Below are 15,545 nucleotides of genomic sequence, written 5' to 3' on the forward strand. Positions count from 1 at the left end.
CGCTGCCGGGCACAATGGACCGGGTGTTCCACGAACTCTTCACACCCTCTGTCCAGCACGTCCTCGATCTCGCCGGGATCTTCGTCTTCGCGATCTCCGGCGCTCTGCTCGCCGTCCGCAAGAACTTCGACGTCTTCGGTATGGCGGTCCTCGCAGAGGTCACCGCGCTGGGCGGAGGGCTGCTCCGTGACCTGATCATCGGAGCCGTACCGCCGGCCGCCTTCACCGATCTCGGCTACTTCTCCATGCCGCTGGTGGCCACCGCGCTGGTCTTCTTCCTGCATCCTCAGGTCGAGCGGATCCAGGGCGCGGTCAATGTCTCCGACGCCGCCGGACTCGGCCTCTTCTCCGTCACGGGCACCACCAAGGCGTACGAATACGGCCTCGGCCTCACCGCCTCCGCGGCGCTCGGCCTGGCCACCGCGGTCGGCGGTGGCGTACTGCGTGATGTGCTCGCCAATGAAGTGCCCTCGCTGCTGCGCTGGGACCGCGATCTGTATGCCGTCCCGGCCCTGGTCGGCGCCGTGACGGTGGCGTTCTGCATCCGCTTCGACGCGCTGAACGGTCTCACCGGCTCGCTCGCCGTACTGACCGCCTTCGCGCTGCGGCTGCTCGCGATGCGCTTCCACTGGCGCGCGCCCCGCGCCTGGAACCGCCGCTCGGCGGCGGCCGAGTCCGCGGAGGCGGCGCGGCCGGAGCCGAGGCCCAGGACGAGGCTTCCCAATTAAGCTACCGCTCAGTAGAGTTCCTGTTGTACGTTGCGTGCCATGGCACAGGCAACCATCGGGGACAGCGAGTTCGACCGCGCCACCGCTGTCACCCTTCGTGAATCCGGCGTCTACGACGCCCAGCTCTCGCCGGGCTGGACGATCATGGGCGTCCTGAACGGCGGCTATCTGCTGGCGGTGATCGGCCGCGCGCTCGGCGATGCCCTGCCTCAGCCTCATCCGTTCGCGATCTCGGCGCAGTACCTCAGCCCGTCGATGCCCGGCCCCGCGGTGGTGCGCACCGAGACGATACGGTCCGGCCGCAGGCTCTCCACGGGCCAGGCGTCGCTCTTCCAGACCGCGGAGGACGGCAGCCAGGTCGAGCGGATCCGGGTCCTCGCCTCCTATGTCGATCTGAGCACGCTCTCCGACGACGTACGGACGACGGCGAAGCCGCCGGTGATCCCGCCGCCGGAGCACTGCCTGAGTGTCACCGACAGCCCGCCGCCGCCCGGCGCCTCGGCGCTCCTCGAACGGCTCGGGACAAGGCTCGACCCGGCCACGACCGGCTGGACCCTCGGCACGCCCTCCGGCCTCGGCGAGATGCGCGGCTGGTTCACCCTCGCGGACGACCGGGACGCCGACCCGTACTCACTGCTGCTCACGGTGGACGCGCTGCCGCCGACCTCCTTCGAGATCGGCCTCCAGGGCTGGACCCCGACCATCGAGCTGACCGCTCATGTCCGCTGTCTCCCGGCGCCGGGACCGCTGCGGGTCAGCCTTGTCACCCGTAACCTCGCGGGCGGCTTCCTGGAGGAGGACGCGGAGGTCTGGGACAGCGCGGACCGGCTGGTCGCCCAGTCCCGCCAACTGGCCCGCGCGCCGCGCGGCTGACGGGCCGGCGCCGAAGGCGACCGAGGTGACGCGCCCGGCCCGCACGCTCCTGTGACGGCCGGGTGCCGTGTCGTCCCGGCCAACCGCAGCCCGGCCGCCGGGCCCCTCCGGACGGCGGCGCCCGCCGGAGCGCGGGCCGCGGCGGACCGGATGCGTGAACGGCCGCCCGCGGCTCGTAGAATCGAGCCCACCATGGCTTACCTCGACCACGCCGCGACCACTCCGATGCTGCCGGAGGCGATCGAGGCGATGACCGCCCAGTTCGGCCTCGCCGGCAACGCCTCTTCGCTCCACGCCGCCGGGCGGCGGGCCCGCCGTACCGTCGAGGAGGCCCGCGAGACCCTCGCGGAAGCCCTCGGCGCACGGCCCAGTGAGGTGGTCTTCACCTCGGGCGGCACCGAGGCGGACAACCTCGCCGTCAAGGGCCTGTACTGGTCCCGGCGCGACGCCGACCCGGCCAGGACCAGGGTGCTGGCCAGCCCGGTGGAACACCACGCCGTCCTCGACGCCGTGGACTGGCTCGGTGAGCACGAGGGCGCGACCGTCGAATATCTGCCGGTCGACGCCTATGGCCGCGTCCTGCCCGAGGTGCTGCGCGAGGCCATCGAGCGCGCTCCTCAGGATGTCGCGCTCGCCACCGTGATGTGGGCCAACAACGAGATCGGCACCATCCAGCCCGTCCGGGAACTGGCCGGCGTGGCGGCGGAGTTCGGTGTGCCGCTGCATTCCGACGCCGTCCAGGCGTTCGGTCAGACGGAACTGGACTTCGCCGCCTCGGGACTGGCCGCGATGACCGTGTCCGGCCACAAGGTCGGCGGTCCCTACGGCATCGGCGCACTGCTGCTGGGCCGCGAGTGGACTCCCGTACCGGTGCTGCACGGAGGCGGCCAGGAACGCCATGTGCGCTCCGGCACGCTCGATGTTCCCGCCGTCGCCGCCTTCGCCGTCGCGGGCCGGCTGGCCGCCGAGCGGCGCGAGGACTTCAGCCGTGAGATCGGCGCGCTGCGGGACGATCTGATCGCGGCCGTACGAGAGGCCGTCCCCGACGCCGTCCTCGGCGGCGATCCCGACAACCGCCTCCCGGCCAACGCGCACTTCAGCTTCCCCGGCTGTGAGGGCGACAGCCTGCTTCTGCTCCTCGACGCCCAGGGCATCGAATGCTCGACGGGATCGGCCTGCACGGCGGGTGTGGCCCAGCCCAGTCATGTCCTGCTGGCCGTCGGCAGCGACCCGGACCTGGCCAGGGGCACGCTGCGTTTCTCTCTCGGCCACACCTCGACCCGGGCGGACATCGAGGCGGTCGCCAAGGCCATCGGCCCGGCGGTGGAGCGGGCCAGAAGCGCGGGCCTGAGCTGAGGCGCCGCCTGATCGCGCCGGCCCGCATCAGGCCGGCCCGATCGGGCCGGACGCCCGTCGCGGCGTCCGACGGCCCTTTGCCGGAGGCGGCGCGTCCGTCCGGCGCGGCTCAGACCGTCTTCGCCGACGGGGCCGGGACCTCCCGTACGAGCTTCACATAGCGGTCCCAGTCCCAGTACGGTCCCGGGTCCGTGTGGTCGGTGCCCGGCACCTCGACATGGCCGATGATGTGCTCGCGGTCCACGGGTATCCCGTACCGCGCGCAGATACCGGCGGTGAGCTGTGCGGAAGAGCGGTACATCGCGTCCGTGAAGGACTCCGGCCTGTCCACCCAGCCCTCGTGCTCTATGCCGACGGACCGTTCGTTGTAGAGGCGGTTTCCCGCGTGGTACGCCACGTCCAGCTCGCGGATCATCTGCGCCACATGGCCGTCCTTGCGCACCACATAGTGCGCGGCGGCGCCGTGGGACGGATCGCGGAAGACCTTCAGCGCCACCGGATAGCTGCCCTGCACCACATGGATCACCACCCGGTCCACGGCGTAGTCGGCCGGCCGGTCCGCCCGCCGCCAGTTCGCCGGAGAGGCCGCGACCCATTCGGCGCGGTCATAGTCCAGCTCGCCGTCGGTGCGCGGCTTGTTGATGCCCGGCGTCTGCCACCAGAGCCTGCTCAGCTCCTCACGCGCCAGCACGCCGCCGCCGACCACGGCGGCGGCGCCGCCGATCAGCACCGCACGCCGTCCGACACCGGGGGCGTTCGTGGCTGCCCGCCGGCGCCCGCTACCAGCCGCCGCGCTCCGTCTCTTCTCGCTCATACGTCGGACAACGCATACTCGCGCGACTGTGGTTCCCCCGCCCCGTACCCTGGTGGAGCTATGACTCAGAATTCCCAGCGCCCTCTCCGCGTGCTCGCCGCCATGTCGGGCGGCGTGGACTCCGCCGTCGCCGCCGCCCGCGCCGCCGAAGCCGGGCACGATGTCACCGGCGTGCACCTGGCGCTCTCCGCGAACCCGCAGTCCTTCCGTACCGGTGCGCGCGGCTGCTGCACCATCGAGGACTCCCGCGACGCCCGCCGCGCCGCCGATGTGATCGGCATCCCCTTCTACGTGTGGGACCTCGCCGAACGCTTCCGTGAGGACGTGGTCGAGGACTTCGTCGCGGAGTACGAGGCGGGCCGCACACCCAATCCCTGTCTGCGCTGCAACGAGAAGATCAAGTTCGCGGCGCTGCTCGACAAGGCGATCGCCCTCGGCTTCGACGCCGTGTGCACCGGCCATTACGCGACGGTCGTCACCGGCGCGGACGGCGCCCGCGAGCTGCACCGCGCCAGCGACATGGCCAAGGACCAGTCGTATGTCCTCGGTGTCCTCGACGAGCGGCAGCTCGCTCATGCGATGTTCCCGCTCGGCGACACCCTCACCACCAAGGACGAGATCCGCGCGGAGGCCGAGCGCCGGGGCCTGGCCGTGGCGAAGAAGCCCGACAGCCACGACATCTGCTTTATCGCGGACGGCGACACCCAGGGCTTCCTGGCCAACCGTCTCGGCCGGGCCGAGGGCGACATCGTCGACGAGTCCGGTACGAAGGTCGGCAGCCACGACGGCGCGTTCGGCTTCACCATCGGCCAGCGCAAGGGCCTGCGCATCGGCCATCCGGCGCCGGACGGCAAGCCGCGCTATGTCCTGGACATCTCGCCGGTCGACAACACCGTCACGGTGGGCCCGGCCGCCGCGCTGGATGTCACCGCGCTGACCGCGATCAAGCCCCGCTGGTGCGGCACCGCTCCCGCCGGTCCCGGTGGCTACACGGCCCAGTTGCGCGCCCACGGCGGTGAGACGGCCGTCACCGCGGAGCTGACCGACGGGACGCTGAGCGTCACCTTCGACGAGCCGGTCCGCGGTGTGGCCCCGGGCCAGGCGATCGTGCTGTACGACGGCACGCGCGTGGTCGGTTCGGCGACGATCGCGACGACGGAGCGCCGTACCCAGGCTCTGGCCGGCTGATTCGCGGCCACGGTCCGGCAGAGGCGGCCCGGCGTGGTGCCCGCGTCCCGCCGGGCGGCCCGCGGGGACCTGGCGTTCTCCGGAATCGGGACCGTTGGATACTTCGGTGAGCCCGCCGGGTCGTCCGGCGCGCCCGATGGAAGGAACGGCCCGCCTTGGCTGAGTACCGACTGGACTCCGTCCGCGACACGGTGACCCATGTCTTCTCGCGTGAGCTGCCCGCCGTGCTCACCGTCGACCCCGGAGACACCGTCGTCGTCCACTCCCTGGACTCGTCCGGGCATCTAAAGCGGCAGCGCACTCCCGGTGAGGCCACGCCGAGGATGTTCGAGGGCCTGCGCGGCCACTGTCTGGCCGGGCCGATAGCCGTCCGTGGCGCCGAACCGGGAATGGCGCTCGCGGTGCGCCTGGAGTCCCTGCGTCCCGACGACTGGGGTTTCACCGCCGCCGCCTCGGCGGACACTCCGCTCAACCGGCGCCTCGGGCTCGCGGACGCCGATCCCGCCTGGCTGCTGTGGGAACTCGACGCCGACGCGGGCACCGGGACCGACCAGTACGGCCACACCGTCTCCCTCGCGCCGTTCCTCGGCGTCATCGGGATGCCGCCCGCCGAACCGGGCGAGCACTCGACGACCCCGCCCCGCGCGCCCGGCGGCGGCAATATCGACTGCCGCGAACTGGTCGCGGGCTCCACGCTCTTCCTCCCGGTCACCGTCCCGGAAGCGCTGCTCTGCGTCGGTGACGGCCATGCCGCCCAGGGCGACGGCGAGGTCTCGGGCACCGCCATCGAATGCGGCATGACCTCCCGGCTGACGCTGGACCTGGAGACGGCGCCGCCGGTCCCGACGGCGCACGCGGTGACTCCGGCCGGCCGGATCACCTTCGGCTTCGACCAGGACCTCAACGAGGCGTCGGCGGTGGCCCTGGACGCCATGCTCACCTGGATGATGTCGCTGTTCGGCCTCGACCGGGCCACCGCGCTGGCGCTGGCGAGCTCCACGGTCGACCTGCGGGTGACCCAGGTGGCCAATCAGGTGTGGGGCGTCCACGCGGTCCTGCCGGCCGGGGCCGTGCGCTGAGCCGCGGAGAATCCTCGATTCTCCTCAGGCGGCGACGACCTCCGTGTCATAGAAGCAGAAGTGCCCCTTGATCTGCGCGACTTCCGACTTGGGCTCGGGATAGGCCCAGACCAGATCCGCCGCGTCCGGCAGCGACCAGTAGGACGCGTCGCCCTTGAAGGGACAGTGTGTGCTGGACTCGGACGGCGTCAGCAGTTCGGTGCGTACGTCCTCCGGCGGGAGGTAATAACGGACGGGACAGCCGGTCTCGCGCAGCACCAGCGGACCGCGGCTCTCCGCGATGATCTGCCCGTTGTGTACGACGCGCACATGCTCAGTGCCCTGCTCGACGGTGATGGTGTGTCCGGTGGCCATCGTGATGTGTCCCTTCGGCGGCGATGTGACCGCGGCGACCGCGGAGATATGAGGATCTTCCGGGCGCCGCGCCGTGCTGTTTCCCACAGCTTTCATCTATGTCAGCACCGATCCACGGCGCTCTCTTCCCGGCCCGTACGGTTGCCTCATGAATATCTGTGTCTTCCTCTCGGCCGCCGACCTCGACGAGCGCTACACCGTGCCCGCGCGTGAATTCGCCGAGCTGATCGGCAAGGGCGGCCACACCCTCGTCTGGGGCGGCTCCGACAGCGGGCTGATGAAGGTCGTGGCCGACGGCGTGCAGCAGGCCGGCGGCCGGGTGGTCGGCGTCTCGGTCGACTTCCTCCGGGCCGTGACCCGGCCGGACGCCGACGAGATGGTGATCGCCAAGGACCTCGCGGAGCGCAAGGCACTGCTGCTCACCAAGGCCGACGCGGTCGTGATCATGGTCGGTGGTACGGGCACCCTCGACGAGGCCACCGAGATCCTGGAGCTGAAGAAGCACGCCCTGCACAGCAAGCCGGTGGTGCTGCTCAACACGGCCGGCTTCTACGACGGGCTGAAGCAGCAGTTCCGGCGGATGGACGAGGAGGGCTTCCTGCCCGTGCCCCTCACCGACCTGGTCTTCTTCGCCGAGGACGGTGCGTCCGCACTCGCGTATCTGGAAGCGGTGACATCGACGGCTGCCGCCGAGTCCACGGGCGCCTGATGCGACCATGACCGCATGGCCACACATCTGATCACCGGAGCCGGCTCGGGCATCGGCGCCGCCGTCGCGCGCCGGCTGCACGAGCGCGGCGACGACCTGCTGCTGTTCGCCCGCGACGCCGGCCGCGCCAGGGAACTCGCCTCCGGCTTTCCCGGCGCCCGCACCCTCGTCGGCGACCTCGCCCAACCGGACCGGCTCTCCTGGGCGCTCGCCCAGCAGAGCGTGCCGGACCGGATCGACTCGCTGCTGCACATCGCGGGAGTCGTCGACCTGGGCCCGATCGGCGAGCTGACTCCCAAGACCTGGCACAGCCAGCTCAATGTCAACCTGGTCGCTCCCGCCGAACTCACCAGGCTGCTGCTGCCACAGCTCCGGATCTCGCACGGCCAGGTGATCTTCGTCAACTCCGGCGCCGGGCTCAGCGCCAGCGCCCAGTGGGGCGCCTACGCGGCGTCCAAGCACGGTCTGAAGGCCCTCGCCGACGCGCTGCGCCAGGAGGAGAAGCCGAACGGCGTGCGCGTGACCTCCGTCTATCCCGGCCGCACCGCCAGCCCCATGCAGGCCAAGGTCCACCAGCAGGAGGGCAAGGAGTACGACGCCTCCCGCTGGATCGACCCGGAGTCGGTGGCGACGGCGCTCCTCGCGGCCCTCGACCTGCCGCGCGACGCCCAGATCGACGACGTGACCGTACGGCCGGGCCGATGACCGAGACCGTACGGGACGTGACCTGGGGACCGGCCACCGGCATCGGCTCGATGCCAGGTGGCGACGCCAGGGAGACCGCCAAGGCCGTCACCGGCTCCTTCGAGGACTTCCCTCATCTGCCGGAACTGCCCGCCCGCGGGCCCGGCGCCGACATGATCGGCCGGACGGCCGGGCTGCTCGTCGAGGTCTACGCGCGCGTGGAGCCCAGCGGCTGGCGGATCGGCGACCGTCCCGGCCGTGACACCAGGCGGGCCTGGTCCTGGCTGGGAGAGGACCTCGACGCGCTGGAGGAGTTCACCCAGGGATACGAGGGCCCGCTCAAGATCCAGGCCGTCGGGCCGTGGACGCTCGCCGCCGCGCTGGAGCTGCGGGGCGGCGAGTCGGCGCTGAGCGATCCCGGAGCCTGCCGGGATCTCACCGGCTCGCTGGTGGAAGGGCTGACCGCGCATCTTGGCGACGTACGGCGCAGGATCCCCGGTGCCGTACCGGTGCTCCAGCTCGACGAGCCGTCCCTCACCGCCGTACTGCGCGGACATATCAGGACGGCCAGCGGCTACCGCACCCACCGCGCGGTCGACCGGCAGGTCGTCGAGGACGCGCTGCGGGAGGTGATGGCGGTGAGCGAGGGGACGGCGGTCGTCCACTCCTGTGCGCCGGACGTGCCGTTCGCGCTGCTGAGGCGAGCGGGTGCGGCGGCGGTCTCATTCGATTTCAGTCTGCTCACCGAGCGTGATGAGGAGACGATCGGCGAGGCGGTGGAAGGCGGTACCAAGCTCTTCGCCGGAATCGTGCCGGGCACCGACAGCCCATTGTCAGACCCTGCCGGTAGCGTCATGGGTGTCAGGACGCTGTGGCGCAGGCTGGGGCTCAATCCGGGGACTCTCGCCGAGTCCGTGGTGCTCACGCCGTCGTGCGGTCTCGCGGGTGCTTCGCCCGCGTACGCCCGTGCCGCGCTCGCGCACTGCGCCAGGGCCGCGAGATCCCTCGCGGACAACCCTGAGTGACGATCCCCGGTGACGGGTCATGGCGAACGGGAGGACGAGACGGTGGCCGGCGAACAGCAGATGGCGGTGCCCGCGGACGCGCGGGAGGAGCATGCCCAGCTCTCCGAGCGGATCGAGGAGCACCGCTTCCGGTATTACGTGAAGGACCAGCCCGTCGTCAGTGACGCCGAGTTCGACCGGCTGCTCAGGTCTCTGGAGGAGCTGGAGGAGCGCCATCCGGAGCTGCGTACGCCCGATTCGCCGACCCAGAAGGTCGCGGGGGCGTACGCGACGGAGTTCACCGCCGTCGAGCACCGCGAGCGGATGCTCTCCCTGGACAACGCCTTCGACGACGAGGAGCTGTCCGCCTGGGCCGACCGCGTCGCCAAGGACGTGGGCACGTCCGACTACCACTTCCTGTGCGAGCTGAAGGTCGACGGACTCGCGGTCAACCTCACCTACGAGCACGGCAGACTCACCCGCGCCGCGACCCGCGGCGACGGCCGCACGGGCGAGGACATCACGCCCAACGTCCGGACGATCGCCGAGATCCCGCACCGGCTGGAGGGCGAGCGCGTCCCTCGTCTCGTCGAGGTCCGCGGCGAGGTCTACTTCCCGATGGAGGCGTTCCAGGAGCTGAACGCACGCCTGGTGGAGGCGGGCGACAAGCCCTTCGCCAACCCGCGCAACGCGGCGGCGGGTTCACTGCGCCAGAAGGACCCCAGGATCACCGCCACCCGACCGCTGCACATGGTGGTGCACGGCATCGGTGCGCGCGACGGCTTCGACGTCGACCGTCTCTCGGGCGCCTACGACCTGCTGCGCGAATGGGGCCTGCCCACCGCCCAGCACAACAAGGTCGTCGACTCCATCGAGGGCGTGCGGGAGTTCATCGCCTACTTCGGCGAGAACCGCCACTCCGTGGAGCACGAGATCGACGGCGTCGTCGTCAAGCTCGACGAGATCCCTCTCCAGGGCCGGCTGGGCTCGACCTCGCGCGCGCCGCGCTGGGCGATCGCCTGGAAGTACGCGCCCGAGGAGGTCAACACCAAGCTGGTGAACATCCGGGTCGGCGTCGGCCGCACCGGCCGGGTCACGCCGTACGCGCAGGTGGACCCGGTCAAGGTGGCGGGCTCCGAGGTCGAGTTCGCCACGCTGCACAACCAGGAGGTGGTGAAGGCCAAGGGCGTCCTCATCGGGGACACGGTCGTGCTGCGCAAGGCCGGCGATGTCATCCCGGAGATCCTCGGCCCGGTGGTCGACCTGCGGGACGGCAGCGAGCGGGAGTTCGTGATGCCGTCCGAATGTCCCGAGTGCGGCACGGCGCTGCGTCCCATGAAGGAGGGCGACATCGACCTCCGCTGTCCGAACGCCCGCTCCTGTCCCGCGCAATTGCGCGAGCGGCTGTACTACCTCGCGGGCCGCAAGTGCCTCGACATCGAGAACTTCGGCTATGTGGCCGCCGCGGCCCTGACAAAACCTCTGGAACCGGCCACACCGCCTCTGCTGGACGAGGGCGATCTCTTCGATCTCACCGTCGAACAGCTCCTGCCCATCAAGGCGTATGTCCTCGACCAGGACAGCGGACTGCCCAAGCGGGATCCGAAGACCGGCGAGGAGAAGATCGCGACGGTCTTCGCCAACCAGGAGGGCGAGCCGAAGAAGAACGCGCTGGCGATGCTGGAGCACATCGCGGCCGCCAAGGAGCGTCCACTGGCGAGGATCATCGCCGGACTCTCCATCCGCCATGTCGGCCCGGTCGCGGCCGAGGCACTGGCCAGGGAGTTCCGCTCGATCGACCGGATCGAGCAGGCCACGGAGGAGGAGCTGGCGGCCGTCGAGGGCGTGGGACCGGTCATCGCCGCCTCGCTCAAGCAGTGGTTCGAGGTCGACTGGCACCGCGAGATCCTGCGCAAGTGGCGTGCGGCCGGCGTGCGTACGGAGGACGAGGGCGGCGGCGAGGACGAGGGCCCTCGGCCGCTGGAGGGCCTCACGGTCGTGGTCACCGGCACGCTGGAGCGGTACACCAGGGACGGCGCGAAAGAGGCGCTCCAGACCCGTGGCGCGAAGGTGACCGGCTCCGTCTCGAAGAAGACCGCCTTTGTCGTGGTCGGTGAGAATCCCGGCTCCAAGTACGACAAGGCCATGCAGTTGAAGGTGCCGGTGCTGGACGAAGAGGGCTTCGGCGTCCTGCTCGAACAGGGCCCGGACGCGGCCAGGGACGCCGCGGTCACTCCGGAGGAGTAGCGCCTCATACCCTCCGGAGCCGACCGTCAAGCTCACCCGTTCGGCGCATATCGGAAGGTTACGGATGGGCAGGTCGCAATCGGGCAACAGATGGAGAGCGCTGCCCGTCGAGGCGTTCCGCGGCCTACTGTTGGGAGGTGCGCCTGTCGTGCACGGCTGAGGGGTGGGATTCCAGCCGTGGTGGCACGACAACGTGCCATCGCGTGGCATCGGCTCCGCCGGCTGTGAGAGGGACGGGAATGAAACCGACCGAGAGCGCCGCCCCGGTCACACCCCCGCGCGGATTCGCGGGGATCACGGGGATCGCCGCCAGGACGCCCGCTGTTGTGGTGGGACTCGCCGCGGCTCTGCTGGCGACCGGACTCATCCATGCGGTGCGGGACGGCCGCGCGCTCTTCCCGGGAGGCACGACCGGCTGGGCCATGGCCGTGCTCACCGGCATCATCGTCGGCCATCTCGTCGCGCTCGGCCGCGAACGCTGGTGGGGCGGTACGGGCTCGGGCGCGGCCCTCACGCTGTCCGTCCTGCTGCTGTACGGCTGGGTGCCGGCCGGACTGGTGAGCCTGGCCGTCGTGGTGCTGGTCGGCGCGGCCCGCCGGCACCGCTGGCGGCAGGGCGTGCTGAACGGCGCCGCCGACATGCTCGGCATAGGCGCCGCCGCGCTCGTCCTCGCGCTGTTCGGCGATGTGCCGACCGTCGAGCGGCCCTGGCAGCCACTCGACTGGGGGATGGGCAGCGTCCCGGAAATCGTGCTGGCGGCCGGAGCGCAACTCTTCGTCACCCGGCTGCTGCTGTGGTACGCGCTGACGCCGGGAGCCGGCGGGCTGCCGACCGTCGCCCGTACGGCCCTGTTCCGGCAGGGACTGGTCGCGGTCGCTCTGCTCGGCATCGCACCGCTGATCTGCGTGATCGCGGTTTCCCAGCCGGTGCTGCTGCCGCTCTTCGCCATCCCGCTGATAGCCCTGGACTCCACGCTCTGGATCGCCAGGGCGCGCGCCGAGGAGCAGCTCCGCGACCCGCTGACCGGACTGCCCAACCGGCAGTGGCTGCTGGAGCGCACCTGGTCGGCGCTGGGGGAGGCGGAGAGCGTGGGCGCCCGGTCCGCTCTGGTCCTCATCGATCTCGACCGCTTCCGTTCGGTCAATGACACGCTCGGCCATCTCGCCGGTGACCGGCTGCTGCTCCAGATCGCCGACCGGCTCCGGCTGGCCCTGCCGCGTGGCGCGGAGGTCGCCCGGCTCGGCGGCGACGAGTTCGCGGTGCTGCTCCCGACGTGCGACTCCACGACCAGCGCCCAGCGCGTCGCCCGCCATCTCGTGGCCGAGCTGTCCTCTCCGCTGGACCTGGACGGCCTCACGCTCGTCCTGGAGGCCAGCGCCGGTGTCGCCGTATATCCCGAGCACGCGCAGGACGCGGAGGGTCTGCTGCGGCGCGCCGATGTCGCGATGTACCAGGCGAAGCGGGACCGTACCGGCGTCGAGGTCTATGAGTCCAAGCGGGACTCCAACACTCCGGACCGGCTCGGTCTGCTCGGTGATCTGCGGCGCGCGCTGGACGCCGGCGAGGTGGAGCTGCACTACCAGCCGAAGGTCCGCTTCGACGGACAGGTCGCCGGGCTGGAGGCGCTGGTGCGCTGGGTGCACCCGGAGCGCGGCCGGGTCCCTCCCGACGAATTCATCGCCATCGCCGAGTCCTCCGGTCTGATGCCGCATCTGACCGAGTACGTGCTGGAGACGGCGCTGGCCCAGGTCGCCCGCTGGCGTGCGCAGGGCCTGATGGTGCCGGTGGCCGTCAATGTGTCGCCGCGTGATGTCCATACGCCCGGTTTCGCGGGCGCGGTCGCGGCGCGGCTGGCCCGGCACGGCGTCCCCGCCGGATCCCTCCAGCTCGAAATCACCGAGCATGTCCTGCTGGAGGATCCGCAGCGGGCCGCCGACACCCTCGCGGGTCTCACCGCGCACGGCGTGAAGATGTCCCTCGACGACTTCGGCACCGGATACTCCTCGCTGGTGCATCTGCGCCGGCTGCCGGTGAGCGAGCTGAAGATCGACCGTTCCTTCGTGGCCCGGCTCGCCGTGGACGCGGAGGACGCCGAGATCGTCCGCTGTACCGTCGATCTGGCGCACTCCCTGGGGCTGTTGGTCGTCGCGGAGGGTGTGGAGGACGACGAGACCTGGGAGCGGCTGCGCGCCCTGCGCTGTGACGCGGTCCAGGGCTGGCTGGTCGCCGCCGCGATGCCGCCCCGCGAGGCGACGGCCTGGCTGCTGGCGAGAGGTACGCGCGGCTGGCAGCGGCCGGCGGAGCTGGAGGCGGCGCGGCGGCGCGCGCAGTCGGGACAGGTCGTCAAGTAGCGCCGTCACCTGGCGCCGGAGACCGTGACGGCCCCGCCGGACATCCGGCGGGGCCGTCAGTATCAGGTACAGATGATCGGTCTCTCGGTCTGACCGACGCTCAGATGACCGGTCCTCAGATCGCCGCTCACGCCTTCTTCGCCGGGTCAGCGGGCGGGCAGCGTGTGCACCGTGCCCGCGTACCGCCGGCTGAAGCGGGTTCCGGTGGCCGCGGTGACCGTCAGGTCGTAGCCGCCGTCATCGCTCACCGGCCAGGACAGCGAGGACCGGGAGTTCGGGCCGACCCATACCGTCCTGGCGGGCTTGGAGCCTTCGGCCGGAGTCACCGTGAAGGAGGCCGCCGTGTCACCGTCGTTGGCGAACTTCAGCGACACCGTGGCGCCCTCCCGCTTCCTGCCGTGCAGCTCCGCGCTCGCGGACGGCGCCGGAGCGCCCGCCTCGTGTCCCTTCCGTATGACCGTGCCGGAGAAACGGCGGACGAAGCCGTCGGCGCCGTGCACCGTGAAGTCATAGACACCGTCGGTCTCCGAGGTGTCCCAGACATAGGTCTTCGAGGCGCCGGGAGCGACGGTGAACGGCGTGCCCGTGAACGGCTTCAGTGTGTTCGGCAGCACGGTGAAGTGGAAGGTCTCGGTGCCCTCGTTGGTGAGGACACAGGTCACCAGGCCCTTCACCCGGTCCACCTCGACATCCGCCCAGGGCCGGTACGGCAGCGCCCGGTGCGGACGGCTGCCCGGCTCCTGTGTGGCCATCGACTGGCCGCCGTTCGGCGGCAGTTTCACCGCCGGGAGCGAGTTGGCGGCGTCCGCCTTCGCCATCAGCGCGGCCGTGTCGGGCAGCTCGGGAACGCTGTAGTCCGGCTTGCCGAAGTCGAAGCAGGTGGTGAGATCGCCGCAGACGGCCCGCCGCCACTGCGAGATATTGGGCTCCTTCACTCCCGTCACCTTCTCCAGGAAGCGCAGCACGGAGGTGTGGTCGAAGACCTGGGAGTTGACGTAACCGCCTCGCGACCACGGCGATATGGCCCACAGCGGCACCCGGTTGCCCAGCCCGATGGCCCGGCCGTCCGCGAACTCGTCCGGTGTGCCCGGCTCCGGGGCCGGCGGCAGCACATGGTCGAAGTAGCCGTCGTTCTCGTCGTACATGAGGAGGAAGACGGTGTGCTTCCAGACCTCCGGATTGGCGAACAGCGACTGGAGCGCGGTGTTGACCCAGTGCGCGCCGTAGTTGGGCCCGGCCGCCGGATGCTCGGAGAAGAGATACGGCGCGACGAGCCAGGACACGGTCGGCAGCGTGCCGTCCTTGCAGTCCTGGTCGAAGGCCGTCAGATCGAACTTGGTCATCGCGTTGATGTACCGCGGGTCGTCCTTCGGGAAGTCGTGGAACTGCCTGAAGTACGAGAGCCCGTTGTCGTCGTAGTCGCCGTACCGGTCGTCGAGCGACGGGTTGTGGTAGACGCGCCAGCTCACACCGGCCGTCTCCAGGCGCTCGGCGTAGGTCGTCCAGTCGGCGACCGGGTTCTCGGTGACGACCGAGTTGTCGGTGAACGGGCCGGTGGTGCCGTCGAGACCGGGACCGCAGGTGCCGGACCAGAGGAAGAGCCGGTTGGGGTCGGTGGGACCGGCCTGCGAACAGAAGTAGCCGTCACAGAGCGTGAAGGCGTCGGCGAGCGCGTACTGGTACGGGATGTCCTCGCGGGTGAAGTAGCCCATGGTGCGCTCGCCCTTGGCGGCGACCCACTTGTTCATGGCGCCGCCGTTGATGGCGGTGTGGCCGGTGCCCCAGTCGTGCGGCAGGCCGCCGGCGTTCTGGGCGTTGTACTTCGAGGTGTCCATGCGGAACGGCAGCATGAAGCCGTCCGCCCGCCCGGAGTCCGGCTGCCGGAAGACGGAGTCGCCGCCGGGCAGGGTCAGTGCCCGCTGGTCGTCGAAGCCGCGCACCCCGCTGAGGCCGCCGAAGTAGTGGTCGAAGCTGCGGTTCTCCTGCATGAGGACGACGACATGCCTGACGTCCTTGATGGTGCCCTTGGTCTTGCCGCCGCTCGGGTGCGCCGGAGCGGCGGCGGCGGGGTCCGGAAGGCCGACTGCGGCAGCGGCGGCGGTCGCCGCGGAGGCGCCCACGAAGGCACGCCGGCTGATCGGGGTCATGGGTGTGGATT

13 protein-coding genes are annotated in these 15,545 nt (G+C 70.9%); 10 read left to right on the top strand and 3 right to left on the bottom strand.

The genetic code is table 11. The features are described 5' to 3' along the window. Window positions 1–23 precede the first annotated feature (23 nt). The 3 genes from PV679_RS14660 to PV679_RS14670 all read left to right on the top strand — a co-directional run bounded on the left by PV679_RS14660 (window position 24) and on the right by PV679_RS14670 (window position 2,957). Entirely contained in the window at window positions 24–728 is a 705-nt protein-coding gene (locus tag PV679_RS14660; protein WP_319680643.1) for a trimeric intracellular cation channel family protein, read from the top strand. A 39-nt stretch (window positions 729–767) separates the two neighbouring features. After that, window positions 768–1,601: a thioesterase family protein gene (locus PV679_RS14665; RefSeq protein WP_319680644.1), complete on the top strand. Its 834-nt coding sequence runs from the start codon at window positions 768–770 to the stop codon at window positions 1,599–1,601. Between the two features lie 192 nt (window positions 1,602–1,793). Next, window positions 1,794–2,957 (top strand): cysteine desulfurase family protein, encoded by a 1,164-nt coding sequence (locus PV679_RS14670; protein ID WP_319680645.1) that lies wholly within the window; start codon window positions 1,794–1,796, stop codon window positions 2,955–2,957. A gap of 109 nt (window positions 2,958–3,066) precedes the next feature. On the opposite strand, the gene PV679_RS14675 is transcribed toward PV679_RS14670, so the two are convergent. Then, on the bottom strand, window positions 3,067–3,771 hold the full coding sequence (locus PV679_RS14675) for an N-acetylmuramoyl-L-alanine amidase (RefSeq protein WP_319680646.1): 705 nt from the start codon (window positions 3,769–3,771) through the stop codon (window positions 3,067–3,069). Window positions 3,772–3,831: 60 nt separating this feature from the next. Here PV679_RS14675 and mnmA point away from each other — a divergent pair, with 60 nt between their 5' ends. Together mnmA and PV679_RS14685 are read left to right on the top strand one after the other, a co-directional pair. Then, window positions 3,832–4,959 (top strand): tRNA 2-thiouridine(34) synthase MnmA, encoded by a 1,128-nt coding sequence (gene mnmA, locus PV679_RS14680; RefSeq protein ID WP_319680647.1) that lies wholly within the window; start codon window positions 3,832–3,834, stop codon window positions 4,957–4,959. A 155-nt stretch (window positions 4,960–5,114) separates the two neighbouring features. Beyond that, window positions 5,115–6,038 carry an acetamidase/formamidase family protein gene (locus PV679_RS14685; RefSeq protein ID WP_319680648.1) on the top strand — a complete coding sequence of 308 codons (924 nt, stop codon included), beginning with the start codon at window positions 5,115–5,117 and terminating at the stop codon, window positions 6,036–6,038. 24 nt (window positions 6,039–6,062) lie between these two features. On the opposite strand, the gene PV679_RS14690 is transcribed toward PV679_RS14685, so the two are convergent. Further along, window positions 6,063–6,398, bottom strand: coding sequence for a DUF427 domain-containing protein (locus PV679_RS14690; protein ID WP_319680685.1), 336 nt, complete (start codon window positions 6,396–6,398; stop codon window positions 6,063–6,065). 142 nt (window positions 6,399–6,540) lie between these two features. Between PV679_RS14690 and PV679_RS14695 the strand changes: the two genes are divergently transcribed. From PV679_RS14695 to PV679_RS14715, 5 genes are all read left to right on the top strand, one after another. Further along, window positions 6,541–7,101 (top strand): TIGR00730 family Rossman fold protein, encoded by a 561-nt coding sequence (locus PV679_RS14695; protein WP_319680649.1) that lies wholly within the window; start codon window positions 6,541–6,543, stop codon window positions 7,099–7,101. A gap of 15 nt (window positions 7,102–7,116) precedes the next feature. After that, the gene (locus tag PV679_RS14700; protein ID WP_319680650.1) at window positions 7,117–7,806 is read left to right on the top strand and encodes an SDR family oxidoreductase; all 690 of its coding nucleotides are present in this window, start codon (window positions 7,117–7,119) and stop codon (window positions 7,804–7,806) included. After that, entirely contained in the window at window positions 7,803–8,810 is a 1,008-nt protein-coding gene (locus tag PV679_RS14705) for a methionine synthase (RefSeq protein ID WP_319680651.1), read from the top strand. Before PV679_RS14700 ends, PV679_RS14705 begins: the two co-directional genes overlap by 4 nt. A gap of 42 nt (window positions 8,811–8,852) precedes the next feature. Next, a complete protein-coding gene (gene ligA / locus PV679_RS14710) occupies window positions 8,853–11,036 on the top strand; it encodes an NAD-dependent DNA ligase LigA (RefSeq protein ID WP_319680686.1) in 2,184 nt (727 codons plus the stop codon). A gap of 239 nt (window positions 11,037–11,275) precedes the next feature. Then, window positions 11,276–13,387 carry a bifunctional diguanylate cyclase/phosphodiesterase gene (locus PV679_RS14715; protein ID WP_319680652.1) on the top strand — a complete coding sequence of 704 codons (2,112 nt, stop codon included), beginning with the start codon at window positions 11,276–11,278 and terminating at the stop codon, window positions 13,385–13,387. Between the two features lie 146 nt (window positions 13,388–13,533). Here PV679_RS14715 and PV679_RS14720 read toward each other — a convergent pair whose 3' ends face one another. Continuing rightward, window positions 13,534–15,534 (bottom strand): phosphocholine-specific phospholipase C, encoded by a 2,001-nt coding sequence (locus PV679_RS14720; RefSeq protein WP_319680653.1) that lies wholly within the window; start codon window positions 15,532–15,534, stop codon window positions 13,534–13,536. Window positions 15,535–15,545: the final 11 nt, after the last annotated feature.

This window comes from Streptomyces sp. AK02-01A, assembly GCF_033795305.1.
In the GTDB taxonomy this organism is placed as follows: domain Bacteria; phylum Actinomycetota; class Actinomycetes; order Streptomycetales; family Streptomycetaceae; genus Streptomyces.